We start from the raw sequence: 25,513 nt of genomic DNA on the forward strand, positions 1-25,513 counted from the left end.
AGGGCGGTTTGCCGATCGCTGGCGTGTGCTCGCCAGAGCATGTTGCCCGCTGGAGAAGGGGCGTTCATTTCGGACAATCCCGCTGCTCGATCTGGGCTTCGAACCAACTCAAGACCGCCTTGAGTAATTGCATGGACTTGACCACCCATTTGCATTCGACTTGACCAGTCGTTTGCATTCGACTTGACCAGTGCACATGAGCTCCATGACTGGCTAGACTCGACCTAAAGCAAACGGTGGCGACAGGCAAAAATCGGCCAGAAGCAGTCATTCCGAGGCGTACGAAACTAGTACCGATTCAAAATTGATGAGTGATCCATGGCGGTACACCCGCCCACAGAGCCGTGACACCTGCGACTCATTACCCAAATTTTTTACTCGCTGGACTTCGTATGGATGGTTTCCATCCTCAGCGCTTGGGATCTCGCGTGACTGGAGCGCGCGCTGTGTCTGACAGCCCAAAATTGAATGCTTGAGAACCTACGGCTTTTTGGCGATGACCAGCAGCCCTGCTACGATCAGACCTGCACCGGCGATCATGCGAACTGTGATGACCTCTCGAAGCACCAGACCGGCGAGCAGCATGGCAACGACCACGCTACCTTTATCGATCAGTGCCACGGTGGCGACATCCCCGACCTTGAGTGCCTTGTAGTAGAAGATCCACGACAAGGCAGTGGTAACGCCAGACAGTCCTAGCCAATACAGATTTCGGCTTGTGATGCTGGTCACTTCCTGTGTCGGAACAGCCCAGGCTGCGAATACGAGTACAAAGGCACACACGAACAGGGTGCGAACTGTTAGACCAAGCTCAGCTGAAATCCCTGCGAGTCCCATCTTGGCGATCACAGAAGTAAACCCGGCAAAAAACATTGAGATGAAGGCATAAGCCACCCATTTTTCCATGCGAGTGTTTCCCTGAACATTTGATGTTGCGAGCGACTGAGAGGCCAATCGCAAATCACTTGCCCCTCAGTACCTACTCCCGGCTGACGCAGTCAATTTGGCGGATGACTTATTTCGGAATGTACGCCGCGACCGACTTGCGAATCTCTTCCCGCGCTTCGTCCGCGCTCCCCCAACGGCCCATCTTCACCCACTTGCCCGGCTCCAATGCCTTGTAGTTTTCGAAGAAGTGCTGGATCTGTGCGAGGAGTAACGCAGGGAGGTCTGAGCATTCCTTGACGTCGCTGTACATCGAGCTGAGTTTTTCATGAGGTACTGCGATCACTTTGGCATCCGCTCCGGCTTCGTCAGTCATGTACATCACACCAACCGGGCGACTGCGGATGACAACGCCAGGCGATACCGGGTAAGGGCAAATCACCAGAACGTCGAGAGGATCGCCGTCATCGCTCAGCGTATTTGGAATGAACCCGTAGTTGGCCGGGTAGAACATCGGCGTACTGAGGAAGCGGTCGACGAAAATCTGCCCGCTTGGCTTGTCCACCTCGTACTTGATCGGAGAGTGGTTTGCGGGAATCTCGATAACGGTGAAAAAGTCATCGGGGATGGCGTTACCAGCTGGAATGTCCGTGTAGCTCATGCTCATATCTCCAAGCTTCTATGAAAGGCTAAGGCCGCTGACGTTTTTGCCAACGGATACACGTGATTCGATTTTTTTCGCTGACCAAACCAACAGATTTACCGGCTATAAGACGAATGACTTTCTGATCGCATCCAAGTCAGTCCAAGGTTGCAAAAATTGCGAGCTGACCTCACCACAGCCTGAGCCGTGGGCGAACGGTTGATGACTCAATGTCTCGGGCTGCTGCGCCGCGCACTTTCGACAAATGACAATGCCGCTCTGGATTCTCCATCTCTTGTTCCAGTCGACTAGCTTCTCTGACGGGGTCATTACGTATCTCTCGTTTCAAACTGGTTGGCCTCAAATCGGTGGATATCACCGCACCAACGCATCATGTCCTGCATAAATGGCACGGCTTCCCAGATGCTCTTCTATTCGCAGAAACTGATTGTATTTCTCGACCCGCTCCCCTCGGCATGGAGCTCCGGTTTTGAGATGGCCAGTTCCCATCGCGACGGTCAGATCTGCGATGAAGCTGTCTACAGTTTCCCCGCTACGATGAGAAACCATCGCCCCCCAATTTGCCCCGTAGGCCATTTCGATGGCGGCTTTGGTCTCAGTCAGGGTTCCGATTTGATTGGGTTTGATCAGTACGGCATTGGCGACGTTTTCTGTGATGCCTCGCTGAATCCGTTCGACGTTGGTGACAAACAGGTCATCTCCCACCAACTCGATCCGGTCACCCAGCGCAGTATTTAATAGCTTCCAGCCCGACCAATCGTCTTCCGCGAGTCCATCTTCTAGTACCGCAATCGGGTACTTGTCGACCCAGGAGGAATAGAGGCTAATCAACTCTTGGGCATCTACCTTGCGACCTTCCGAACGCAGATGGTAAAGGCCGTTTTCATAGAAACCGCTGGATGCTGGATCGATAGCGATCTCGATCTGAGATCCAGGTTTGTAACCGGCCCTTTCGATGGCTTGAATGATCAGCTCAATAGCATCTGAGTTTTTCTTGAGTGCCGGCGCAAAGCCGCCCTCATCTCCAACCGCTGTCGAGTAGCCGGCGTCCTTAAGCACCGCTTTTAGCTCGTGGTACACCTCAGCACCCCATCGCAAGGCCTCCTTGAAATTGCCAGCTCCTGTAGGTGCAATCATGAACTCCTGAAAGTCAGGGCCTTGCCAGTTGGCGTGAACACCGCCATTGAGAATATTGAACATCGGGACGGGCATTCTTGCTGCTTGCTCGCCGCCCAGATATTGGAACAAGGGCAAGTTCAGCGCAGAAGCCGCCGCTCTGGCAACGGCGAGGCTCACGCCCAAGATCGCGTTTCCTCCAAGCCTGGATTTATCAGAGGTTCCATCCAGCTTAATCATCAGATGATCAATCTGTTCCTGGTCAGCCGCATCCAGGCCTTTCAAAGACTCAAGTATTTCGGTATTTACATTGCTAACGGCCTTTAAAACTCCTTTGCCGGAATACCGCTGTATATCTTGGTCACGCAACTCAACTGCTTCGTGAGCGCCTGTAGATGCACCGGACGGTACAGAAGCCCGGCCCAGGGCTCCGCACTCCAAGGTGACGTCGACTTCAACGGTAGGGTTACCGCGTGAATCGAGAATTTCACGTGCATGAATAGCCTGGATTTGCGTTTTCATTGATCTTCTCCAAGGAACGATTCGGGAACGTCATTAACCACGTGAATCCGTTGAGAGACCTCTATGTCGGACGTCAGCTCTCCATGAGTATCCTGAACAGCTGCACTGCCGACACCGCAATTGCGGGAACCAAGAAGCCTCCAATAATTAGTTCAGGAATCTCTCCCACCAAGGGCATGAACTGCCCTTCCTTTGCCATCTGGAAAAGCTCCAGCATTTGGTTTGACGCAACCATCACGGAGCAGCAGTACGCAGTCTGGGCTTGTAGCCTGGCCCGCCTTTGATTGAGCAGATGAAAGGTCAGCAACGACACGCCAATGCTTACGATGAACAGCACGGCGAATTCATAGACTGATCCTGTAAAAAACTTACCCATCACAAGCCCGAATACGCTGCTCAGCATCACTGAGCTCATGTGGTCTCCTAATTTTCTAAAGTGGTTTTTATGAGCCGACGTCGGTGAGTTCCATTTCGCAATCTCATCTTTGGATTACCCACCGCCATCGCGCTCATTACGCTCAACGTTGCTGTGCTCTCAGCTCGTAGCCCGGCACGCAGGTGTGGGCTAAGTCGGCCTTGCAGGACTTCTCACTGGGCATGCGCATCGTTACTAAGGCGCCTTCGAGGGAGGTCACGATGTACCACCCCTCGCTGGAGACCCTTTGGCTGCCTGCAATCCCCGCCAGAAAAATTGACCAAAAAATCAGTCCTACGAGGAGCGGCCTGTTGGTACGAGCCCAGCCAGCGGGAGCAGGTTGTGGACGCAGGTTATAAACTCGGTACATGGCGTTTATCCTTTTTTGTTAGCTGTCCAAAACGGTGTGTTTTAGTTTTCCGCTTGGCCGACTCGACCGTACTCAATGGGCAATTTGATATAGCTCAGCGAAAACGACTCCTTGGCTAATGCCTCCAGCAACTTGTCGCACCCAGGTTCATCAGTGGATATCGTCACCGTGACGGGATGATCGGCACCGCTGAGGAAATGTGCGGTATGCAAATGTCCCAAATGATCCAACCCCTCCGTACCGCTCACTAACGTCGCACCCAGCACACCCTCTCGCTTGGCGAACTCGACCAACCACTCTCCCAGTGGAAGGTGCTGGTAGTTGGTACTCTGCTCAGTGAAAAACGTCAGTTGAAAGCCATTCATGGCAACATCCTCTAATGTGGCGAGACCGACCAACGCCTGGTCGGCCAAGCCTCTTCATTTGCGAACTGTTTCTTAGAACTGAATTACAAGGCCTCACTGAGCGGTAACTCGCATAAGAGAAGAACTGCTCGCACCTTGCACAACTCGTCAGCGTGGTCGCGCAGGAAGGTGCGCAGCTTGCCCTCTGTATCCAGCAATTCCAGACACTGGGGATGATTCATATCACCAAGCTCCGGGTGATGATGGGAAATGCGATGTCCCGGCAAATAACCTGCAGAAATCGGTTTGAGCATGACCTGCTCAATCTTGGCTTTTTGCGCGACGTTAAGAAGGTGTTGGGCAAGCGCGGGCGCACTTAGGTGATGCCAGAAATTTGTAACTCGAGCCCGACTAGCGCCAGGGAAATAGAGCTGCAAAGCTGTCAGGCGATCTTGGCGATGTTCGGTCATTTCTCTTCCCCCATAAGAGCCACTTTCCGCTCGCTAGCGGATTCAGTTTGAGCATGAAATTGCTTGATATCAGAGAGCCGAATCTCGTCCGGAAGAGGACGGTGATGCTTGCTGTGACCGACGCGCTGGGCGTGATAGATCCCGGTATGTCCGGATACGAGATAACTGGCGATACAGGCAATGGCTGCAAGCGGAGCAATTTCGGGCCCGAAGAGCTCCATGGCCATGACGATGGTTGCCAGTGGTGTATTAGCTGCACCGGCAAAGACGGCGACAAAGCCGATACCAGCCAGCATGCCGAAGGGAAGGTGCAAGAGGGGAGCCAGCGCATTCCCCAAAGTGGCGCCGATGTAAAACAGCGGAGTGACTTCGCCGCCCTTGAATCCAGTACCCAGGGAGACAACGGTGAACACCATTTTTTCGAGCCAATCCCACGGAGCCATTGGCATTTGAAAGGATTGGACGATGCTCGGAATGCCCAGTCCGATGTACTTATCGACGTCGATGTAATGGTTACTACCGAGCCCCCACACTGCGACTGCGATCAGCAGGCCACCGGCGAAGGGTCTTAATGGTGAATAGGTGATAAGCCGCTTAACGAAGGCCCCGAGCTTGTGGGTCGCTGTCGCGAATAGCAGGCCTGTAAGGCCGAAGACAATCCCAGCGGCTACCACAGCCATAACGCTCCAGAGCTGCACCGGCACCACTTCGCCAATGACGTAATGTGTGTGAACCACTCCCCAGGCTTGTCCCACCTGGTCAGCAACGATCGCCGCAACCACACAAGGGAAAAGCGCGTCGTAACGCATACGTCCAATGGCCAACACTTCAAGTCCAAACAAAGCTCCAGCGAGGGGGGTGCCGAAGACGGACGCAAAACCAGCGCTGATGCCAGCCATCAGAATCACCCGACGGTCTTCGCGGCGTAGACGGAAGACATGCGTCAGTTGATCGGCAAGGGCGCCGCCCATCTGCACCGCCGTACCCTCACGTCCCACAGATGCACCGAAGAGGTGGGAAACCACGGTTCCGATCAGCACCATCGGCACCATGCGCAAAGGCACTATCTTCTTAGGATCATGGATCTCATCGATGATCAGGTTGTTTCCGGCATCAACGGGTTTGCCTATCAAGTGATACGCAAGTCCCACGGCGAAGCCAGCCACTGGCAGGAGCCAGATCACCCAAGGATGGGTTTCTCGCCACTGGGTGGCATGATCCAAGGAAAGGAGGAATAACGCAGAAGCAGAGCCTGCCAAAAGAGCTACTAGGCCAGCGAGCGCAAGCCATTTCGCTATATAGGGCAGTAAGTCGAGTTGTTCAGGTCGTCGAAATTTAGACATTTGGCCAGCCACAAAAATGTAAGTGGGCCTGACCAAAAAGGGATTCTGAGCGCGAACGCCTACAGACCTGGTTTGATCAGGTTTCTGTAGGCATCATCAGCTGCTACGGGCGCAGCGGTTGGTTAATGGAGGAATGCCATCTCCAATCCGTCGATCTTATCTAGCTCCGCTCAAAATGTAAAATCATGTTACGGAGCTATTAAACACAGGAAGATTTCCTGAAGCCTTGCCTGGTAAAAGGATGCCGGACTAGGTGGTTTTTTTGCCGACGAAGCCCATTTCAATTGGAGTCTTTATGTAAAACACCGAGATTTCCTCAAGCTCCAATTGCTTGAACAACCGTTCAGACTCGTCCTCGGTGATAGCCATGCGAATCTCGGTAGGCTGATCCGCTAGTTCAAAAAAATGCGAGGAGTGGAGCCGACCGGTATGCCCAAAACCCTCGATACCCGTAGATAGGGTCGCACCACGTAGTCCCATTTCTTTCGCCAAATCTACGATCCAGTCGCCGAGCATCTTTCCCTGATAACGACGGTTCTGTTGGGTAAAGAAAATCACCAGAAAACCTTTCATTTCCATCTCCTCAACGCGTGCCAATCATTTGATAGGACAGAAGCCCGGCAGCCGTCATCGCCAGCGAGCCCACGACGTGCAATGAAACCGAACCAAGCGCCCACAGCAGCCTGCCTTCCTGGATCAGGGCAACTGTTTCTGCCGAAAAGGTAGAAAAGGTGGTAAGTCCGCCACAGAATCCCGTGATGATCAGCAGACGCCACTCAGGACTCAGGGTGGGGGATGCGGCTAAAAACGCGATAGCTAGGCCAATGATGTAGCCCCCAACCATGTTCGCAACCACTGTGCCTGGGGGAATCGTAGGAAACAGAGCGTTTAGCTTCATGCCCAAGAGCCAGCGCAACCAGGCACCAAGTGACGCGCCAACGGCGATAATTACAAGTGATTTCAGCATGGTGGGCTCACCCCGTCAGACCTAGGCCAAACAGCTCGCAGGTAAGCACAACAAGGGAGTGGCGACTGTGGTAGTAGGATCATAATCCTGTCCTAGATTGGGGACAGGAGGCGGATACACCTACGCACCCTGTCCAGGGTTCACGTAGGCATCATCAGCACGAAGGCGGTTAAAGGAGGAATGCCATCTCCTGATTACAATCTAGCAGCAAAATTGCGAAACGCGGCATCTCATGACTAACCACGTTCGACCCATTTCAGCCAATGTTGACCGGCGGCAATGGGTCGCTTTCTGCCTCTCGCAACGGGCAGAAATCGGCCGATTCTGTTGAAAAAGTCGACCCGGGCTGGCGGTCCATGCATTGAGCGGTGAAAACGTCATTTTTGCACGCTGCTACGTGAAATCTGAGTCCGTACCCTCTGCTCAAAATATGGATTTCAATCTCAGACGCGTACTTTTCTTTCGTGAAAGCCGAGACCGACTTTTTCAACAGAATCGGCCAATAGCTGCCGCTCACGACAGTTTCAGCCAGAATCGGTCAATCACGAATGGTTGGTTCTAATCTATAACTCGTGAGGACGTCTACAGAACCTAGGTCGTTCTAGGTAAATTGACAGCACTACTTCCATAAAGGCAGGTACCTGAAGCAATGACACGCCTCAGGTAATACAGCGTCAAAATCTTGTTTTGTCGTCCAGGCTTAACTCTTTAGCAGCCTAGAACACTCGCCCCCCCTTAAACGGATTTTTATTTATTTTCTAGACTTTACTGTAGAGTTGTCACGCTCAGTTTTCAATAACTGAAGAGCTTCATTCGCAGTGTAGAAGTCGGAAGGAAGCCAGAATTTTTTTGAAGCTTCTTCCAATGACAATATTTTTGCAGGCTCGGCAGCTTCATCAGATGTCTCATCGTCTATGAAAACATTGGAAAATTTATTTTTCCATGTTCCTGGTTGCTTTTCCAACAATTCTATTTTATTGAGATAATACTCACCAGCGGCGGAGATGACAGGTTGAGGTTGAGATATAAAATTTTTTATCCTCGAAACTATACACCCAGACCATTCAGAATCCGCTATCAACGCTTCCCTGAGATGGTTCAACAGGAGAAAAAGTCGAGAGGGGTTTTTCGTCTTCTCAAAATATTCTTCAGCGTGGTCGTAGTACGCCTTACCTAGATCAAACTCTCCCGTCCTATAAGCAAGCATACCAATATTAGCTATGGCATGAGCCGCTTCGCTTTTATCCGGGCCATGCATTATAGCTCTAAGAGTGCGCGTGACCTTTTCTAAGGTTTTACTATCTACTGAAGAGGCGTATCCCAAGGTACTGATCTGAGCAAATAAATAATTTAATTTTAGAACGATATCCCTAGGATTGGCTTTTAGAGCGATGTTGGCGGATCTAAGTAGTAACGGCATGTCATTAACAATTGATGCTAGGTATGTGATTGCGCGCGGAGGAGAAACGGAATAAGGTTCTTCTTTCCACCAGGCATCAGCGTGTTTTAGAGCTAACTGCATATTTTTCTTTTCATACGCTTCCCAGTATTTTGCTTCATAGGCGTTGTTGGAATGAGCAAGAGTCGCCTCTATTTGCTTTCCAAACCCTAGCTTGTACGAGCGATCTGCCCACTTTATTTGTGCCAAAGAGTTACTGGTTGGTGAAATCAGAGACTGTTTAAAAAAAGCACGAGCTTTCTTGTCAGCACCCCCCAAAATTTCTGAAGTGGCGATTGAGCTCGATAGCTCAGATAAATGAATTGGATTTATTGATGCCGTGACGAGCTTTTTAGCCTGATTCCAATTCTTTAATGGTCGCCCTGCCAACCTCGCCACCGCTAATTCCGTAGACAGTAACCAAGGATCAGATCGCAAGTTTTCATTTAACAATAATACTCGATGCGCTTTCCCTAGCTCCTCATAGTGCACAAATAATCTAGCCGCCATACGGGATATCCAACGATGGTTATTGGAATATCGCAGCGCTACCCACATTGCTTTTTCTGATTTCTCTCTTTCATTTATTACGGTATATGCACGAGCCAAATCAACCCATGCGATTGGATTTTGCGGCATATTGATCAGTCTCGATCGTAAAGCGGCAATTTCATTTAGATGATTGAGGTGAGTATCAAGCGGTTTGAGGCCTAACACTTTTCGACTGATTGCTTCTAAAGCAGGAAGCTTTTCCTTTGAGCTAATAACATACTCTGCGGCAATGATCGAAAGCTCCGACTTCCCCTCGAGCATCGAGGCATTCAATAGGTCTGCGGCTGTTCCAAGGTTCTTATTGCTAAGAAAATCCGCTAGTACAGTTTCCGATTGAGCCTCCGCCTTAATCTGAGAAACCTGCTTTTTCACCGCGAGCAACTCAGGCGACTTAGCAGCTTCGTAAGATGGTTTCCAAATAGGAATTATATCGCGTTTTAAACCGAGTGGGTTCATTGTGAATCTGCCTGCTTGCTTGACGTGTTTCTAGCCTCAATACTGGCTCTCAGAATCAGTCGTTGGAGTTCGCTAACGAATCGATCAAGGCCTAAAGTGGGAACTGACTGCCTAAGTGTTTTTCGACACCCGCGCTGAGTATAATCCGGCGTTCCGCACTGCCTTATTATATCTATCAAACTACTGCTCAGCCACTCAGGGCATAGTTTTTCCCAATCTATTAACGCCTCGTCAAACGCGTTTATAAAGAAAGGTAATGAATTTGAATAAGAAGATGACTCCCCTTGCCACGCGAAAGGCTTAACATGGTTAGGAAGTCTACTAATAAGCTCTAGATTGACCGTCGTCCCAAAAAAAACAAATGTAACTACAGAAGCAAACTGATAAAGGTCGCAACGCATGCGCCGATCCATCCAGTCAACTAGCGGATGCTGAAATAGCTGCTCCGGCGGTGCGTAATTCCAATCGCCTGCAATGCTACTGGAGTCATGCAAACTTGGAAGATCCTGACTGCTCGCCCTGCCAAGATCGCCAACTTTAGCCATTTCATTACCAAAAACCATTACATTGGATGGTTTAAGATCTTGATGAGCCACCTTTGCCTTATGCAGCTGTAGTATGCCTGACGCTACATCCTTGAGATAAGTAAGCTTTAGTGCCATATCAATCGCAAGTGTTTTTCCTATATATCCGCGTACATCTCCGCCGTCCGCCAACTCCATAATCATGTATGGAATTTGGAAAATTTGTTCGTTCTCGAGTCTTGGAACAATTGCTTGTCCATGGGCCAGGATTTTGACAACACGTCTCATTTTGGCACCTAAGCACAAATCGTGCAATGCAGTCTCAAAGTTGAAAGCTTGAGCCTGTTCTTGCAACGCCGTTATTAGCGTTTTTCCCTGTTGCGCTGCTATTTGAAGTGCTTTAACAATATCAAATGCTTTTAAGAAGGCTTCTTGGCCATTTCTACGAACCTCATAGGATACAGAAAAGAAACCACCTGAGCCGCCGCCCTCTGAACCTGTGACAATTCTTTTGCCTACTATCCAACCATCCTCAAGATCAATACCCTCTAAGCGATAAGCGGCGTTCGGTTCATCGTTCATAGTGCCCCCTAAGATTGATCTTTACGAGAGCATATACCAACCATGCGAAATGGCGTAATGGCACCATGCTCTGTTACTCGGATTATTCATCTCGACTTGTCCGTAAATCCTCATAACCTCCTGAAATTCCTATATTTAATTCTTTCACTGGTGTGGGGCACGTAAATCCTTCGATTAAAGCTGTTTTATAGTGACAGTTTCTTCTGTTACGGACCCTTGCCTTCGTACTCGACTCTGGCCACAAAAACGCCTCTAGCGAACGTCCGCTCATGGCCGGTTTCTGCCTGTCGTGACCGGCAGAAGTCGACCGATTCTGTTGAAAAAGTCGACCCGGGCTGGCGGTCCATGCATTGAGCGGTGAAAACGTCATTTTTGCACGCTGCTACGTGAAATCTGAGTCCTGTACCCTCTGCTCAAAATATGGATTTCAATCTCAGACGCGTACTTTTCTTTCGTGAAAGCCGAGACCGACTTTTTCAACAGAATCGACCCATTGCGGCCATTCACCGCACCGATGTGGATGTCAGCTCTGCTGATTGCGGACTTTGCTCATGAATGAAGTGTTCCTCAGTCTGAGCTCGACATCTGCTCATTGGTGCAGTGACGCAAATCAAGCTCAAGTCGCAGGGTTAGTCCCAGAAGGTCGGTATTTCTGATTGGGTTTCGCCTTGAAATTCCGTTATAAATCTCAAGGGAGGGCTCGTCGAGAGACTGGGGTTGGTCAGGCCAGGCGGCACGGCGCAATCGCGCCCTCGCATGTATCTGCAACCACACAATTTCGTTGGTTGCTTCAACCTGACGTCTATGGATAGATATGACCGACAAAGCACCTACCTCAGTCACTTCTGGGAGCATTACCCTCAGCCACGTCGAACTCTGTCAGTTTCGACGCCTTACCAGAGTCAAGCTCGACGTCGACGAAAAAACCACGATTCTTGTTGGAGCCAACAACAGTGGGAAGACGTCAATCCTAACCGCACTTCGCCAGTTCCTCTCGGATGCGCCGACGTTTGGGGCATTCGATATCAGCCTATCGCAGTGGCCTGCTCTGAGAGCCCTAGGGAAACTCTGGGAAGGCTTGGCCGAGGATCCTGCAACAGCTGATTCGTCCGTCGACGACTGGGACGCTCAGCTCGTGACGCTACGATCTTCAATGCCAACGTTGGACCTCTGGCTCAATGCCGAGGAAGGGATGTATCACTTCGTCGCACCCTTCCTTTCGAAATTCAACTGGACAGGTGGTGCGGTCGGCGTTCGCCTTCGGTTGGAGCCGGCCTCGTCTGTTGACGAACTGCAGCGACTTGCGTGGCGCTATCGTGAGGCCCGGGCTCCTGTGAAGGACTTGGACAAAGCCTCGCACGCCTGGCCCATCGATCTTCTGGACTTCTGGCTCCGGTACCCTAGTGACCTTGGTCGCGTTCAGGTTTACAAGCTGGACGCGGAGAACAACCCCATCGAGAAGGGTAAGGTGTACAAGGCTCAAGTTCTGGCATCCAACGCGACGCCTGTTGACCGAACCCACCTTTCCCGGCTTGTTCGAGTGGACTTCGTACCGGCGCAGCGTGGGTTAGGCACTGAAGAAGCGGACACGCGTTCCGGATCCGGTCCGCATCGTGTGGGCCTCTTCTCCAATCAGTTGTTGAAGTTTGCGCGACAGCATCTGAACATCGCTGCCACTGGTCATGGGCATCGTGCTGATCTAGTCGAAGCGGTCGCGAACGCTCAGGCCGACCTCGACCAGAAGATTCGAGATGCTCTAGCTCCGTCGGTTGAGGACGTCAAGATTCTGGGATATCCCGGTCTCCATGACCCGCACGAAATTCACTTCCGCACGCGCATTCAAACCGCGGATCTCCTCGACCACGGTACGGCAGTTCAGTACCGCATGAGCAAGGACTCTGTGGATGATCTGCTGCCGGAATACTCAATCGGCCTTGGTTATCAAAACCTTCAGTCCTTGAGTTATCAGTTGGTGTCGTTTAAGGCGGCGCGGCTGAATCCTACAAAGGGCTCGCCTGCGCCAGTCCATATTGTGATGATTGAAGAGCCCGAGGCGCACCTACATGTCCAGGTCCAGCGCATCTTTTCGGATAAAGCGCACAAACTAATCAGTCCGACGGCAACAGAACCTGGCTCGTTGAAGAGTCAATTACTCATCAGTACGCACTCTAGTCACCTGGCGCATGCGCAGAGCTTTGCTCACCTGCGGTACCTGCGGCGCGTTGCCAAGTCAAAAACTGTGGCGATGCCCAGCACGGAAATTGTGAATATGGGTGACGTTTTTGGTGACGATGACGATACGCGGATCTTCGCCGAGAGATACTTCCGTGTGCAGCACACGGATCTTCTGTTCGCAGATGCGGCAGTTTTCGTTGAGGGGACGGCGGAGCGTATGCTGGTTCCTCTATTCATAGAACGACAGTTCGGAGCGCTGAGCAGTCGGTACGTGTCGCTCCTTGATATCGGCGGTAGCCACGCTCATCGGCTTCGCCCGCTGGTGGAGCGTCTGAGAATTCCAACGGTGATCATTACTGATATTGACCCCGTGCAAGAGTCTTCAGACGCTAACAGCAAAATCACTCTTACTGCTGTCGCCAATGAAGGGCAACCAGGGCTGAAGTGTGGGAACGCGACGCTTAGGACATGGCACCCTAAGTGCACTGAGCTCGATGATTTCAAGGAACCCCAAGAGGCCCGTTTAGTCTGGAGCGAGGTGGCTGACTGCAAGGTCAGATTCACGTGGCAGTTACCTGTGAAAGAGGCTGATAACTGTTGGCCGAGTTCCTTCGAAGACTCCCTGATCCTTTCAAACATTTCATGGTTCAAGGAGTTGGGTAAGGAGAAGTTCAGCCCAGAGGGGGTGAAGATAAAGAAGCCTACTGGAGCACTTGGCAAGGTCGTGACAACAGTGACCGGCGCGGAATCCAATGCCGATTTGGCGAAAAAGCTCCACACGCTGATGCATGGTAAGTTCAGCAAAGGAGACTTTTCTGCAACGATTTTCGAGAAAATTGCTTCGGGTGAAGTCATTACTTGCCCGAAATATATCGCTGACGCACTTGAATGGCTCCAAGAGCAGCTCAATCTTGAATCGGAGGTTTACCTGTGAGCGTCGGGTTGATTCGCAATGGTAATGAGCGCGATGCTGGTGTCGTCGAGGAAATCTGTGGCTATCTTACGGAAAAGCCAGGTCGCAGCTTCTTCCTGTTTGCAGGCGCGGGATCCGGGAAGACTAGGACGTTAGTTGAGGTTCTACGTCGGCTCACGGGTGTGGTTCCCCATGACTCTGGGGGTGAACTCGCGAGAAACCTTCGGCTACTTGGTCGTTCTATTCGAGTGATTACGTTCACCAAGAATGCTGTCTCCGTAATCAACGGACGCTTGGGTAATAACGACCTTGTTAATGTCTCGACCATTCACTCCTTCTGCTGGGAGTTGATTGGTGGGTTTGACGACGACATTAGAGAGGCCCTTATCGCAGTCAAGACGAAGCAATTGGAACGGGAGAGGCTCGAAGCCTCCCAGAAGGTAAGAGGGATCAGCGCCACTGATGAAACAAACTTCGCAGAGATTGAGCAGGACATCGAAGAATTTCGTACTACTGAGAAGTTCATCTACCACCCGGACCGGAACAGGTATGGTTCAGGGGCAATCCAACATAGACACGTTCTGGATGCCGCGTCTTGGCTGCTGGCGAACAGGCCGACTCTCCGAACCATATTAAGAGACCGTCATCCGATAGTCCTCATCGACGAGTCGCAAGACACAATGAAGGGCGTCCTAGATGCGTTGATGGAGGTTGCCACTCCACAGGGGAACGGACTTACTTTGGGGTTGTTGGGTGACCATCGGCAACGAATCTACACGGATGGCCATTTAGACCTGCCTGGACTGGTGCCAGAAGGGTGGGGTCGTCCCGAGCTGCAGATGAACCATCGCAGCCAACAGCGAATCGTTGCGCTGATAAACAAGATTTGGGAGGCGGAGCATGAGGGCCGCACGCAGCAACCTACTGGTGTCAAACAGCATCCACGTACGGAAAAAACTGGCGGAGTTGTACGAGTGTTTGTGGGGGATGCGAAGCTCGGCTCTGATGAGAAAGTAAAGAAGGAGGAACTGTGCGCCGAGCTCATGGCTGACGCAACTTCATCTACCGTCTGGAGAACGCGGGGACACCAAATCCTTGCGCTTGAGCACAAGCTTGTCGCCACTCGCGGGGGGTTTCTCCAAGCTTACCGAGCCATGGATCTCCTAGACCCTAACGCTGCGGCGCCACAGGGAAGCGGTGAGAACAAAGGCCCAACCGTAGCGCGGCTGTTGTTAGAGGAATTGATGGAACTAGCTGCTTGCGTCGAAGCTGACGGATGCATCAACGAGTTTGCGGCTACGGAGGTTCTGAGACGGAATGGCAGCCTGAATTCTTTGCCAGAGGATGGTGCGACTAGACGATTGCGCACGATGGAAATGCTCCAAGCTATCTCGAGCTTTGCGACGGTCAGTTCCAAACCCAGTGCCACGGTGAGGGAGATTCTGGAGTCAGTGTTGGAAGCGCGACTGTTCGAAGTAGATTCTCGTTTAGTGGCAGCCTTCAGTGACAATTCGCCCGCGCCTGCTGCGCCTCCTCCGCGCACAAAGGAACCGTCGGAGACTCGAATGCGACGCGGATGGTGTGCTCTATTTGCTGCCCCTTGGGAGGAGCTAGCGCGCTACCGAAACTACTTAGCCGGAAAAACAGACCTCGCCACGCATCAGGTCGTAAAGGGTTCCGAGTTTCCTCACGTGATGGTCGTGATGGACGACAGTGAAGCAGGTAGCTTCCAAATCTCTTACGACAAGTTGTTTGGTGCGAAGGATCTCAGCAAAAATGACGTGAGCAACGTCGATGCTAAGAAGGAGACAACCATTGACCGAAGCTTGAGGCTCTTGTACGTCACCTGCAGCCGGGCGCGCGAGAGCTTGGCGCTAGTGCTCTGGTCGGAAAACCCAGACGCTGCGCTGGAGAGCATCAGAAAGAGCAAGTGGTTCATAGAGGAGGAGGTGTTGCCTGTGCCATGAAGGGAAAAATAGACTACCGCCCCGTGAGCGCTGGCGGCTGACACCGATCCTGCACTTCCGCTTTCAGCCTGAAGCGACTACTTCGCTGTTCACCACGAAGGTCTGCTCTTGGCCGATTCCGCCGCGCACGGCTGACCGCTACCGGCCTAAAAACTAGCCTCTCAAGCCTGCGCTCACCCAACTTTCAGTCAGCGTAATTGTTTAGCTTCTTCCCCAATCGCCTGCACCGCCTTGGACGATGGTCAACCCCAGCCCTGCTTCCAGGTCATTTCCACGGCTATGGAATCGCTCGAAGAGTCGATCACGCTCTGTTTCGTCTATTTTCCCCTCCTAAGACAATGAGATGAAACTTGGGCGCATCCGACTTTGTCGTACGTTTGCACGAGTGCGAGCACGCAACTTGATCGATCACATCAGACGGTGATGGGCGAGGATCGTGTACCAGGAAGTGGTGTAACTCATCATGGCTCTGGCCACTGAGTTTGCCGTTTAGTTGATCACGGCCGACAGCTTGGCCTGCGGATTATCGCTGACCGCCTCGAAAGCCTCCAACTGCATATAGCGCCGTTGCAGGCACCACTCGTCGTTCTGCTCCAGCAGCATCGCCCCGACCAGCCGTGTAATGGCTGGATCGTTCGGGAAGATACCCACCACTTCCGTACGGCGCTTGATCTCGACGTTGAGCCGTTCCAGCGGGTTCGTGCTGTGCAACTGTTGCCGGTGCGCCTTAGGGAACGCCATGTGGGCCAGCACTTCATCCTCGCAGCCGTCCATGAGTACGGCGACCTTGGGGTACTTTTCCCGTAACTGATCCGCTACCAGGCGCCATTGCTGATGGCATTCGGTTCGGCTGTCCTGGGCGAACACCTTGCGCAGCAAGGCCGCCGCCATGGTGCGCTTGGGCCATGGCGTTGCGCATGAAGTATACCCGGCAGCGTTGCCAGGTCGCATGAAACACTTTGAATACGGCCGCTTTGAGCCCTTCGTGGGCATCAGAGATCACCAGCTTTACACCGCGCAAGCCACGTCGCATCAGGCTTCGCAGGAAGTCCGTCCAGAATGGCTCAGCTTCCGAGGGACCGACGCGCATGCCCAGGATTTCCCGGCCACCATTGGTGTTCACCGCCACGGCGATTATGACGGCGACCGACACAATACGCCCGGCCTCCCGTACTTTGACGTAGGTGGCATCTATCCAGAGGTAGGGCCAGTCACCTTCAAGTGGGCGATCCAGGAGCGCGTTGACACGCTCGTCAATCTCGCCGGCCAGTCGCGAGACCTGGCTCTTGGAGATACCGGTCATGCCCATGGCCTTGACCAACTCGTCTACGGAGCGAGTTGAAACACCCTGGATATAGGCTTCCTGAATCACTGCGGCCATGGCTTTCTCGGCGGTGCGCCGAGGTTCAAGGAAGCCAGGGAAATAGCTGCCTTGGCGCAGCTTGGGGATCTTGAGATCAACGTCTCCGGCGCGGGTTTGCCACAGGCGATCCCGATAGCCGTTGCGGCTGTTCACCCGGTCTGGGCTTTTGACGTCGAAGCCGGCGCCGCAGAGGCCTTCGACATCGAGCTCCATCATGCGCTGGGCAACGAACTGAATCATTTGCTTGAGCAGATCGGCGTCTGCCCCTTTCTCAACCAGCTCGGTCAATGCGATAGTGGATTTGGTCATCGTGGTTTTCCTGGTGTTCGTTAGGTCTTCGCAAACACAACGTTAGCCAAAAACCACGATGACCAACCTCTTTCGCCCGCAGGGCGCCTTCGGTTGGTTCAGTTACACCACTTCCTGGGACACGATCGGTCAGTCGGATTCAAGGCTAGCTTTCATCAATGGTCTCAGCATGAGGGGTGCCAGATGAGCATCGACAAAACGACTAAACTGACCAGTACCCGTAGTGAAGAAAACGCGAACCTACTACTCCGGGTCGGATGGACGCTTTTGCTCGTGGCTGACCGCCAGGAAGGCGCCTACCAATGGCTGCTTTATCAATTCGGATGGCAGCGGGAGGGTGAACCGCCTGAAATCACTTTTACCGGTGTTGAGGGTGGCCCAGATCCATTCTGATCATGTCGGATAAAGGAAGACGATCCAAAATGGGCATAGCAAATGGCCGAATTCCGATATGGCGAAAGGTATTGAAAAACAGGCGGTTGCATTGCACTTGACCACCTGTTTGCATTCGACTTGACCAATTGCATTCGTATTGACCACCATAGACGTATTCTGGATGCTCTTACGCCCGTTTGCGACTTTTTACCCTTCGCATCGATTCGCCCCTCAGTTCGATGACATGGGACTTGTGAACGATACGGTCAAGAATTGCGTCGGCAATCGTGGGGTCAGAGAACAGGTCATACCATTTTTCTTTCGGGTACTGGCTTGTGATCAGCAATGACCCGTTCTGTGACTGCTGGTCGATAACGTCTAGGAGGAACGGGCCGAGTTGGGCGTCAATGCCACCGATGCCCAAATCGTCGATGATTAATAGTTCTGCGCGTATCAATTGCCGACGTAGTTTGGGCATGGTGTGGTCAGCGTAAGAAAGTGAGATCTCTTCAAAAAGCTTGCTGGCGGTGCGATACAGCGTCGCTCGCCCAAGGCGGCAGGCCTGGTTTCCGAGTGCGCAAGCGAGCCAAGTTTTGCCAGTGCCCGTGGCGCCTGTGATGATCACATTCTGACGTCGCGCTAACCATTCACACTCTCCGAGGGTCATGACAGTATTCCGGTCTATGCCTCGGGATGCTTTGAATTCAATGCTGTCCATTGTGGCTTCATTCTCACGAAGCCTCGCGGCCTTTAGCAAACGTCCAACCTTTCTGCTCTCACGCTCGCTATTTTCGGCGTCCATCATTAAACCAAGCCTTGTATCGAATGGTTCTTTCAGCAGCGCCGGTGTTTCAAGCTGTCGCTCGTAGGCCACGGCCATCCCGTGCAGACCAAGAGTCATGAGGTTTTGGGCAGTATCGAGGATTGACTTCATAGCGGCTCATCTCCTTGTGAGGCGTAGTATTCAGCACCGCGTATGTTGGTGTGTTCGACCAAGGGGGCGGATCTTTGGTAGTTGGGACGCAGGTCAGATTCGTTCCGAAGGATCGATCGTAGCCGCTCAGAACTCAGGATTTTCAAGCTGTTGGCATAGCCGCACGCGGATTCAAGGCGAGACGGCGTGATCGCACCCGTGCGAACGTCGCGTTTCAGGCCAATAACGGCCTTCAAACCTGTCGCGAAATCTTTCCTTAGATTGAGGTTGTCCTTCACGAAACGGAGTGTTTCCGGCCCGACAGTCTCAGCCCATACCATCAGCGCTTCCGGCTGGGAGTCTTGAAAATGGCTGTGATTCGGGGCCAAGTGCTCTCTGAGGGTGCTAGTGCCGCGCTGGCGATTGAGCTTGTGCGAGCCGATGACACGGCGTTGATGAAGGATTTCGAGCCAATCGTGTCGCACGCGTAAATCGACAAGAAGATTCGCAAAGTGATAAGGGACGGAGTAGCTGTGCTCTTCAAATTCTACGTGGTAGTCGCTGCCTACCCGAACCTGATACACCCACTGACTGTAGCTGTATCGCTGTTCTGGAAGGGGCTTGAGGGCTGGATAATCAAGCTCAAGGAAGCGGCTGGTTCTGCTCTTCGGGTACGTCCGTGTGATACGATTGTTTAGCTCATCGACCCAGTAGCTGATTTTCTCGTTGAGCTCTTCTAGGGAAAAAAACGTGCTCGCTCTCAGCCTTGCGAGAACGAACCTCTGTACCAGTTGAACGGCAATCTCACCTAGCGACTTGTCTTTCGGTTTACGCGGTCTGGCGGGGTAAATTTGAAATCCGTAGTGCTCAGAAAACTCGGCATAGGCACGATTTAAGGTCACCACATCTCTCGTGTTTTTAGTCACTGCTGACTTCAAATTATCAGGCACAACGAACCGGGGAACCCCGTCGAAGAACTCCAGGGCCAGAACGTTGCATCTGAGCCAGTCTGGGGTCGTTTGACTGTTCACAGCGGTGGCAAAAATGTATCCCGAGGCGCCTAGCGTTGCCACGAACACCTGGGCTTGGCTAATCGCTCCCGTGTCCGGGTTGGTCACGGGCATTGTCCTGCCACAAAAGTCCACGAAGCACTTGTCTCCGGGGAGGTGAATCTGTCGCATGCTCAGCTTTTGCCTATTGACCCACTCACGATAGAGTCGCGTGAACTGAGCATAAGACACGCCTTCTGGCTCGCTCGTACGAAACTCTTGCCATAGGAGCTCTAAGGTGATGTCAGGAAGTTTTAGCTCTTCATGGACGACGGGCCATGACGGGTAGACCTTCCTTTGAGATGAGGTTCTCTGCTCGGTATGCAGACGCTCCGCGAGCGCTTTGTCGTCAAGGTGCTTTAGCTCTTCCCAGCTTTGCCCGCACTGAGCCAACTGATCGCGAATGGTGCGAACAGTGTTGTGGGACACTTTGGCTAATAGACCAATCTTTCTATTCGAAAGCTTGGGGTCGCTCGCGAGACGTAGCACCTCGCGCTGCGTACCTATTGGCAGCCTCATATGTTCTCCTCGCGACAGGCATGTAAATGCCTCACAAGTCGCGCCGTGTGAAAATTGCAGACAAACGGAAGGTGGTCGACTTGACGCCGAACGCGAGGGAACACAGAATGATGGCGCATAGGGCTGAAAAACCTAATACCATCAAAAAAGCCTAGGGCTCCACCCCTGGGCTTTTTTGTGCTCCAAATCCACCGGCTAACTCCTAGCCTGGTCTCATTGCCATACTCCTCATATGCCTAGTTCATACGGTCTGCTGCCGTGCGCAGCGCTGCGTGGCAATCCAACATGCAACCTCTTTGGACAGGGCAAAGAAGCCCCGACGATTGGGCACCTCAAACAGGGGAACGTCGATAGTCCCGCGCTGTTTGGCTTTTCGAAACGCGTCATAGGACGCGTATCCCAACTCTCTCCACAGCGCACTGCCACCCACCATCAGGCCATATCGATCTTTGAGATCAAGCTCTAATTCGGATGCCAGATTTTGGATTTCAAGGGGCTCGCGCATCGCACTTAATGTCCGGTTTGGTCACAGTTAATAGTAATAAACTGCCCCCTTGCGCTCCAGCCGTAAGGCGTCTACATTTTTTACGGTACAAAGATCGATTGAGGATCTTTAAGTGTCTGATTTTAATAGAATTGCAAAAATTTATTCGGAGTTCGCAGACAGCTTGCGCAAATCAATTCCGGAAAATAGCACCCCCCGAAGCAACACGGTGAAAATGCTTGCTGTGGGCTATTGGTTTGAGGGCCTGAGGCAGCGGACAGGCCTCAAAACGGCCTATGCCCTTGAGCTGTACTTCGAAAAAGAGTCGTTTCGAAGAAATACGAATGGCACGATCCGGCATTACCGAAGCAAGTGGTCTAGGTACGAACAGAAAATTATCTCGCCCAAGGCCGAGACCTTGAGCAGAGTGGAGGTGCTAGCACCTGGATCCTCCCGCGACCTGAACCACCCCATATGGACGTTGATGAAAGAGATCTCCCGGAAACAGGAGATCAACTTCGACAGTTACTTCCGAACGCTAAACACCGAAGTCCAACTGGTGCTTTACCACAACACCAGCAACATGATTTGGGACAGTGTTCAGCGCGAGCCAATCACTCAAGTTCTACTCGAAAAACTCGAACGCAGGGCAAGCCTGGATGCCCTCGCTGCGCTGATCGCGATAGTGGTCGAAGCGGATCATCTTGGTCGAAAATCTGTTGCTATCAAGGCAGCAAACTCCCTACACAAAGTACTTCTGATGCTGGCGATGGAGCTTCAGGCGCGCGGGGTTGCCATTGGCCTAATCGATTGGCTGGCGCTCAACGTCTTACCTCTTGGCGTGCCTGCGCACTTGCAGATCTGGATGAACAGCGCTGACTACATCCACGCATCAGCCCATTTGAACACCATGGTTTACCAACATCCGGAAAGGCGCGGAAAAACCTTGCCTTGGAAGCTTCGTATCAGGCTGATGTGCAAGCTTCTTGCCGGGGATATGGGAATTGACGTTCTGCACGCAATGCGTCCGCAGTTCGAGTTGCGGGAAGACATCGGGGAAATCGCGGGCGAGTTGGTCGAGGAGTTTAAGAAGACGTCGGCACTCAGAACTTGGGGGTGGATGTGCATCGCTGATGGCACACCCCAGGTAGTGCCCCCCGTAGCGCTGCTGTAGCCTTCCCATCATTCGCTAGGCGAGTGGTCAAATCCAATGCAAATGCCTGGTCACGTCCGATGCAAACGACTGGTCAAGTCGAATGCAAACGGGTGGTCAAGTGGAGTGCAATTTCCCACGCCTTGCAGGCCGGGTGCGCGGCGCGGTTGTCGCGCAGCTTGAGGGCGTAGACGCCACCGGTTTTCAGCGGTTCGCCGAAGGGCACGATCAGGCTGCCACGGTCGATGGCGTCCCGGGCCAGGATCAGGTCGGTCATGGCCACACCCAGCCCACGGGCTGCGGCGTTCAGCGCCAGGTCGTCGAGGTTGAAGAGGATGTTCTTGTAGGTATGCGTCGGCCGATCGGGCTGGGCTTGCAACCAGGTGCTCCATTCCTGGCCATGGGGTGAACCGTGAATCAGCGCATGTCCGGCCAATTCATCGAGTGACGCGGGCGGTGCCAGGTTGCCTTCCAGCCGTGGCGCGCACACCGGAATCAGGTACTCGTCGAACAGGGGGGTCAGTGCCGGTTCATCCAGCCCCTTGGGCAAATACACCACGTAAGCATCGCAATCGCCGCCCAGCTCCGCGTTTTCCAGGTCCATGGCTTCAAAGCCCACGGTTTCTATGGACAGGCTCAGTGCTGGGTTGGCGGCATAAAAAGCGCTGAGCCGAGGCAGCAGCCAACGCACCGCCAGGGACACAAAGATGCGGATGCGAAAGGGGCGGTCCAGTGGTGCCGGGGTCAGGCGCTCTTGCAGGGCACCCAGGGACCTGAGCACTTCCAACGCCACATCAAGCACGTCCCGGCCCTGTTTGGTGAGGGACACCCGACGGCTGGTGCGCTCGAACAAGGGCACGGCGTAATGCTCTTCCAACTGCTGAATCTGCCGGCTCACTGCGCTCTGGGTCAGGTGCAGGCGCGTCGCGGCATCAGTGAAGCTGTTGGTCTCGGCCACATGGACCAATGTCTGCAGAGCCTGCAAGGACGGAAGGCGAAGTGGTTTATTCATGCGTTACCAGCATAGATGGATGAATTAATAACGTTCGTAACCTGGCTTTGATCTTCTTAGATTGTAGGTATGTAGCGCGGCCAGGGTGATGACAGCAATGCCTTGAGCGCATGGATTGTGAAGGAGTGGCAGGCATTGAACAATGTATGTGGCTGGATCGCCCTGGCGGGTGAATCGCCCCAGCGGCCAAAGCTGACAGGCTCGCAGAAAACCGACTGGCTGATTATCGGTGGTGGCATTACCGGTCTTTCGGCCGCCCATAGCCTGGCGCAGATGTTTCCCCAGCAGCGCATTGTGCTGCTCGATCGTCAGCGTGCGGCCCAGGGGGCATCGGCACGTAATTCGGGGTTTGTCGTCAGCCATGAATTGCCCTCGCTCGATGAACTGATCGGCCAGCCCGGCCATGACGGCTATCAACTCGCTTCGCGGATTGGCGTCGTCGCTGGCAAGGAGGTGCGCCAGCGGATTGCCGAGCTCGATATCGAGTGTGAATTCAGCGACGCCGGCTACCATTTTGCGGTTCACCAGCCACAGCATTTGGATCACAGCGAGCTACGCGTGGACACTCTCAATGCCGTGGGTGCCAGTGCTGTGTGCCTGGAGGGCGAAGCGTTGCAGCAACGCCTGGGCAGCGGCTTCTACCAGCGAGCCATCCATTGCGGCGGCAACGGCCTGTTGCAGCCGGCCAAGTATGTCAAAGGCCTGTTGGATCGGCTGCCGGCCCAGGTCGAGGTGTACGAGCACAGCAGTGTCGACGACCTGCAACCGATTGCCGGCAAGGGCTGGCGGGCGCAGACCGCTGGAGGAGAAATCACCGCCGCGCAAGTGCTGGTCTGCGTCGGGGCCTTCCTGCCTCGGGTCGGTCTGCACCGCAGCCGCACTTTTGCCTTGGAACTGAGCGCGAGTATCACTCGGCCCCTGACCGAGGAGCGCTGGAAAACGCTCCTCGACGATCAGGGCTGGGGCGTGCTCTCGACCCTGCCGGGCGGGGCCACGGTGCGCCTGTTGCCGGGCCGCCGCCTGTTGATTCGCAACACCGTCGAATATCGCCAGCGCGACCTCGATAGCACCGACTTGGCGGCTCGGCAGTACCAGCATCTGCTGGGACTGCAGAAACGTTTTCCCGGCATTACTTCGGCGGATATGCAGCACACCTGGACCGGGCACCTGAGTGCCACCCGTTCCGGCGAACCGTATTTCAGTCGTATCGCCGAGCGCCTGCACGGGGTGTCCGGCTGCAATGGCTCCGGGGTTGCGCGTGGCACGTTGTGGGGGCGCTTGCTGGTGGAAATGGCCGCTGGCGGCGACTCCCCGGTGCTCCGCGATGTGCTGGCCCAGGCCCGGCCCGGCTACCTGCCGCCGCGACCGCTGTTCGATATCGGTGCGACAGTGCGCATGGGCTGGGAAGTCCGGCGCGCCCGGCACGAGCGTTAACCGTCGCGGCGAGGTTCGCTGCAATACTAAAACAAGAGAGGGCGGCATCATGATCAAGCGCACAACCACGGCACTGTTAACCCTGGCTTTGTCGGCGGGGGGAGTGCAGGCGGCAGAGTCCGTCAGTATCGCCAACTGGAGTGGTTACATCGCTCCCGACACCCTGACCAACTTCACCGCTCAGACCGGGGTCCAGACGACTTACGATGTGATCGACAGCAACGAAACCACCGAAGCCAAGTTGATGACGGGTGGCAGTGGTTATGATCTAGTCAGCCCGTCCAACCACTTCCTGCCGCGGTTGATCCATGCCGAGGCGATCCAGCCGCTGGACCGGAGCAAACTGCCGAACTGGAAAAACCTCGATCCGAAGTTGATGAAGATCCTGGAGGCCAGCGATCCGGGCAACCGCTACGCGATTCCCTATATGTGGGTGACGACGGGCATCGGCTATAACGTCGACAAGATCAAGGCGATCTTCGGCAACACCGATATCACCCAATCCTGGCAGATGCTGTTCAAGCCGGAGAACATCGAAAAGCTCAAGCAGTGTGGCGTGGCCTTTCTCGATAACCCGACGCAGATGGTGCCGATCACCCTCAACGCTCTTGGGCTTGATCCCCACAGCGAGCAACCGGTGGATCTGAAACGCGCCGAGGCGGCGCTGCTGGCGATTCGTCCGTCGATCCTGTATTTCCATCAGTCCAAATATGTCAGCGACCTGGCCAACGGCAATATCTGCGTGGCCATCGGTTTCAGCGGCGACGTGTTGCAGGCCATGGCCACTGCCAAGCAGGCCAAGAGTGGGGTGAACCTCGGCTACAGCATTCCCAGGGAAGGTTCGACCGTGGCGGTGGACATGGTGGTGATTCCCAAGGGCGCACCGCATCTGGATAACGCCTACACCTATATGAACTACCTGCTGGACCCGAAGGTAATCGCCAATATCAGCAATGCCGTGCAGTACCCCAACGGCAACCTTGCATCGCTGCCATACATCGAACCGGAACTGCGCAACAATCCCGCGGCGTACCCAGCGCCTTCGGTGCTCGATACCCTGTTCACCATCAAGACCATGTCGCCTGCGGGGATGCGCCTGAGTACTCGTCTGTGGACGCGGGTTACCAGTGGGACATGATCTAGTCCCTGCAACAGCTTGAGTACGCCCTGGTGGTTGGCACCAGGGTAGTGGCTTTCTT

At 53.6% G+C, this 25,513-nt stretch carries 22 protein-coding genes, 1 pseudogene and 2 riboswitches; of the genes and pseudogenes, 6 read left to right on the forward strand and 17 right to left on the reverse strand.

Annotated elements, in window-relative coordinates; genetic code table 11:
- Window positions 1-480: 480 nt before the first annotated feature.
- The 12 genes from HX830_RS09315 to HX830_RS09365 form a co-directional block, all read right to left on the reverse strand.
- The gene (locus HX830_RS09315; protein WP_177095807.1) at window positions 481-906 is read right to left on the reverse strand and encodes an EamA family transporter; all 426 of its coding nucleotides are present in this window, start codon (window positions 904-906) and stop codon (window positions 481-483) included.
- A 109-nt stretch (window positions 907-1,015) separates the two neighbouring features.
- The gene (gene ppa / locus HX830_RS09320; RefSeq protein ID WP_065983817.1) at window positions 1,016-1,546 is read right to left on the reverse strand and encodes an inorganic diphosphatase; all 531 of its coding nucleotides are present in this window, start codon (window positions 1,544-1,546) and stop codon (window positions 1,016-1,018) included.
- 357 nt (window positions 1,547-1,903) lie between these two features.
- Window positions 1,904-3,187 carry a phosphopyruvate hydratase gene (eno, locus tag HX830_RS09325; protein WP_177095805.1) on the reverse strand — a complete coding sequence of 428 codons (1,284 nt, stop codon included), beginning with the start codon at window positions 3,185-3,187 and terminating at the stop codon, window positions 1,904-1,906.
- Window positions 3,188-3,260: 73 nt separating this feature from the next.
- Complete coding sequence (locus HX830_RS09330; protein ID WP_177095804.1) at window positions 3,261-3,602, reverse strand: hypothetical protein; 342 nt, start codon at window positions 3,600-3,602, stop codon at window positions 3,261-3,263.
- Between the two features lie 103 nt (window positions 3,603-3,705).
- Window positions 3,706-3,972, reverse strand: a complete 267-nt coding sequence (locus HX830_RS32050) for a hypothetical protein (protein WP_256344795.1) — start codon at window positions 3,970-3,972, stop codon at window positions 3,706-3,708.
- Window positions 3,973-4,013: 41 nt separating this feature from the next.
- Complete coding sequence (locus tag HX830_RS09335) at window positions 4,014-4,337, reverse strand: DUF190 domain-containing protein (protein ID WP_177095803.1); 324 nt, start codon at window positions 4,335-4,337, stop codon at window positions 4,014-4,016.
- A gap of 83 nt (window positions 4,338-4,420) precedes the next feature.
- A complete protein-coding gene (locus HX830_RS09340) occupies window positions 4,421-4,786 on the reverse strand; it encodes a hypothetical protein (RefSeq protein WP_177095801.1) in 366 nt (121 codons plus the stop codon).
- The gene (locus HX830_RS09345) at window positions 4,783-6,129 is read right to left on the reverse strand and encodes a voltage-gated chloride channel family protein (RefSeq protein ID WP_177095799.1); all 1,347 of its coding nucleotides are present in this window, start codon (window positions 6,127-6,129) and stop codon (window positions 4,783-4,785) included. The genes HX830_RS09340 and HX830_RS09345 overlap by 4 nt, the downstream gene beginning before the upstream one ends.
- Before the next feature lie 80 nt (window positions 6,130-6,209).
- Window positions 6,210-6,282, reverse strand: a riboswitch (Fluoride riboswitch).
- Between the two features lie 96 nt (window positions 6,283-6,378).
- The gene (locus HX830_RS09350) at window positions 6,379-6,702 is read right to left on the reverse strand and encodes a DUF190 domain-containing protein (RefSeq protein WP_177095797.1); all 324 of its coding nucleotides are present in this window, start codon (window positions 6,700-6,702) and stop codon (window positions 6,379-6,381) included.
- Window positions 6,703-6,712: 10 nt separating this feature from the next.
- On the reverse strand, window positions 6,713-7,096 hold the full coding sequence (crcB, locus tag HX830_RS09355; RefSeq protein WP_177095795.1) for a fluoride efflux transporter CrcB: 384 nt from the start codon (window positions 7,094-7,096) through the stop codon (window positions 6,713-6,715).
- 138 nt (window positions 7,097-7,234) lie between these two features.
- Window positions 7,235-7,296: riboswitch (Fluoride riboswitch) on the reverse strand.
- Window positions 7,297-7,847: 551 nt separating this feature from the next.
- The gene (locus HX830_RS09360; RefSeq protein ID WP_177095793.1) at window positions 7,848-9,542 is read right to left on the reverse strand and encodes a hypothetical protein; all 1,695 of its coding nucleotides are present in this window, start codon (window positions 9,540-9,542) and stop codon (window positions 7,848-7,850) included.
- Complete coding sequence (locus tag HX830_RS09365) at window positions 9,539-10,648, reverse strand: protein kinase domain-containing protein (protein WP_177095791.1); 1,110 nt, start codon at window positions 10,646-10,648, stop codon at window positions 9,539-9,541. The genes HX830_RS09360 and HX830_RS09365 overlap by 4 nt, the downstream gene beginning before the upstream one ends.
- 814 nt (window positions 10,649-11,462) lie before the next feature.
- On the opposite strand from HX830_RS09365, the gene HX830_RS09370 reads away from it, so the two are divergent.
- Both HX830_RS09370 and HX830_RS09375 read left to right on the forward strand, forming a co-directional pair.
- Window positions 11,463-13,757: an AAA family ATPase gene (locus HX830_RS09370; protein ID WP_177095789.1), complete on the forward strand. Its 2,295-nt coding sequence runs from the start codon at window positions 11,463-11,465 to the stop codon at window positions 13,755-13,757.
- 8 nt (window positions 13,758-13,765) lie between these two features.
- Window positions 13,766-15,703 (forward strand): UvrD-helicase domain-containing protein, encoded by a 1,938-nt coding sequence (locus HX830_RS09375; RefSeq protein WP_218171238.1) that lies wholly within the window; start codon window positions 13,766-13,768, stop codon window positions 15,701-15,703.
- Window positions 15,704-16,192: 489 nt separating this feature from the next.
- Here the strand turns inward: HX830_RS09375 and HX830_RS09380 are convergent.
- Window positions 16,193-17,375 (reverse strand): annotated as a pseudogene (locus HX830_RS09380) (IS256 family transposase).
- A 183-nt stretch (window positions 17,376-17,558) separates the two neighbouring features.
- On the opposite strand from HX830_RS09380, the gene HX830_RS09385 reads away from it, so the two are divergent.
- On the forward strand, window positions 17,559-17,768 hold the full coding sequence (locus tag HX830_RS09385; protein ID WP_069556792.1) for a hypothetical protein: 210 nt from the start codon (window positions 17,559-17,561) through the stop codon (window positions 17,766-17,768).
- A 169-nt stretch (window positions 17,769-17,937) separates the two neighbouring features.
- Here HX830_RS09385 and istB read toward each other — a convergent pair whose 3' ends face one another.
- The 3 genes from istB to HX830_RS09400 form a co-directional block, all read right to left on the reverse strand.
- Window positions 17,938-18,684, reverse strand: a complete 747-nt coding sequence (istB, locus tag HX830_RS09390; RefSeq protein ID WP_177095785.1) for an IS21-like element helper ATPase IstB — start codon at window positions 18,682-18,684, stop codon at window positions 17,938-17,940.
- A complete protein-coding gene (gene istA / locus HX830_RS09395; protein WP_177095784.1) occupies window positions 18,681-20,231 on the reverse strand; it encodes an IS21 family transposase in 1,551 nt (516 codons plus the stop codon). The genes istB and istA overlap by 4 nt, the downstream gene beginning before the upstream one ends.
- A gap of 241 nt (window positions 20,232-20,472) precedes the next feature.
- A complete protein-coding gene (locus HX830_RS09400; RefSeq protein ID WP_177095782.1) occupies window positions 20,473-20,736 on the reverse strand; it encodes a hypothetical protein in 264 nt (87 codons plus the stop codon).
- Window positions 20,737-20,848: 112 nt separating this feature from the next.
- Here HX830_RS09400 and HX830_RS09405 point away from each other — a divergent pair, with 112 nt between their 5' ends.
- Window positions 20,849-21,889: a hypothetical protein gene (locus HX830_RS09405; RefSeq protein ID WP_177095780.1), complete on the forward strand. Its 1,041-nt coding sequence runs from the start codon at window positions 20,849-20,851 to the stop codon at window positions 21,887-21,889.
- 73 nt (window positions 21,890-21,962) lie between these two features.
- Here the strand turns inward: HX830_RS09405 and HX830_RS09410 are convergent, their stop codons facing one another.
- Window positions 21,963-22,880, reverse strand: a complete 918-nt coding sequence (locus tag HX830_RS09410) for a LysR substrate-binding domain-containing protein (RefSeq protein ID WP_177099890.1) — start codon at window positions 22,878-22,880, stop codon at window positions 21,963-21,965.
- Window positions 22,881-23,015: 135 nt separating this feature from the next.
- On the opposite strand from HX830_RS09410, the gene HX830_RS09415 reads away from it, so the two are divergent.
- Window positions 23,016-24,314, forward strand: coding sequence for an NAD(P)/FAD-dependent oxidoreductase (locus tag HX830_RS09415; RefSeq protein WP_152737995.1), 1,299 nt, complete (start codon window positions 23,016-23,018; stop codon window positions 24,312-24,314).
- Between the two features lie 49 nt (window positions 24,315-24,363).
- Entirely contained in the window at window positions 24,364-25,452 is a 1,089-nt protein-coding gene (locus HX830_RS09420) for a polyamine ABC transporter substrate-binding protein (RefSeq protein WP_152737998.1), read from the forward strand.
- The last annotated feature ends 61 nt before the right edge of the window (window positions 25,453-25,513 follow it).

It is taken from the genome of Pseudomonas gingeri (assembly GCF_013385425.1).
In the GTDB taxonomy this organism is placed as follows: domain Bacteria; phylum Pseudomonadota; class Gammaproteobacteria; order Pseudomonadales; family Pseudomonadaceae; genus Aquipseudomonas; species Aquipseudomonas gingeri_D.

Coding starts and splice junctions, on each gene's coding strand:
- HX830_RS09315 (WP_177095807.1), bottom strand. CDS start 906: ATGGAAAAATGGGTGGCTTATGCCTTCATCTCAATGTTTTTTGCCGGG.
- ppa (WP_065983817.1), bottom strand. CDS start 1,546: ATGAGCTACACGGACATTCCAGCTGGTAACGCCATCCCCGATGACTTT.
- eno (WP_177095805.1), bottom strand. CDS start 3,187: ATGAAAACGCAAATCCAGGCTATTCATGCACGTGAAATTCTCGATTCA.
- HX830_RS09330 (WP_177095804.1), bottom strand. CDS start 3,602: ATGAGCTCAGTGATGCTGAGCAGCGTATTCGGGCTTGTGATGGGTAAG.
- HX830_RS32050 (WP_256344795.1), bottom strand. CDS start 3,972: ATGTACCGAGTTTATAACCTGCGTCCACAACCTGCTCCCGCTGGCTGG.
- HX830_RS09335 (WP_177095803.1), bottom strand. CDS start 4,337: ATGAATGGCTTTCAACTGACGTTTTTCACTGAGCAGAGTACCAACTAC.
- HX830_RS09340 (WP_177095801.1), bottom strand. CDS start 4,786: ATGACCGAACATCGCCAAGATCGCCTGACAGCTTTGCAGCTCTATTTC.
- HX830_RS09345 (WP_177095799.1), bottom strand. CDS start 6,129: ATGTCTAAATTTCGACGACCTGAACAACTCGACTTACTGCCCTATATA.
- HX830_RS09350 (WP_177095797.1), bottom strand. CDS start 6,702: ATGAAAGGTTTTCTGGTGATTTTCTTTACCCAACAGAACCGTCGTTAT.
- crcB (WP_177095795.1), bottom strand. CDS start 7,096: ATGCTGAAATCACTTGTAATTATCGCCGTTGGCGCGTCACTTGGTGCC.
- HX830_RS09360 (WP_177095793.1), bottom strand. CDS start 9,542: ATGAACCCACTCGGTTTAAAACGCGATATAATTCCTATTTGGAAACCA.
- HX830_RS09365 (WP_177095791.1), bottom strand. CDS start 10,648: ATGAACGATGAACCGAACGCCGCTTATCGCTTAGAGGGTATTGATCTT.
- HX830_RS09370 (WP_177095789.1), top strand. CDS start 11,463: ATGACCGACAAAGCACCTACCTCAGTCACTTCTGGGAGCATTACCCTC.
- HX830_RS09385 (WP_069556792.1), top strand. CDS start 17,559: ATGAGCATCGACAAAACGACTAAACTGACCAGTACCCGTAGTGAAGAA.
- istB (WP_177095785.1), bottom strand. CDS start 18,684: ATGAAGTCAATCCTCGATACTGCCCAAAACCTCATGACTCTTGGTCTG.
- istA (WP_177095784.1), bottom strand. CDS start 20,231: ATGAGGCTGCCAATAGGTACGCAGCGCGAGGTGCTACGTCTCGCGAGC.
- HX830_RS09400 (WP_177095782.1), bottom strand. CDS start 20,736: ATGCGCGAGCCCCTTGAAATCCAAAATCTGGCATCCGAATTAGAGCTT.
- HX830_RS09410 (WP_177099890.1), bottom strand. CDS start 22,880: ATGAATAAACCACTTCGCCTTCCGTCCTTGCAGGCTCTGCAGACATTG.
- HX830_RS09420 (WP_152737998.1), top strand. CDS start 24,364: ATGATCAAGCGCACAACCACGGCACTGTTAACCCTGGCTTTGTCGGCG.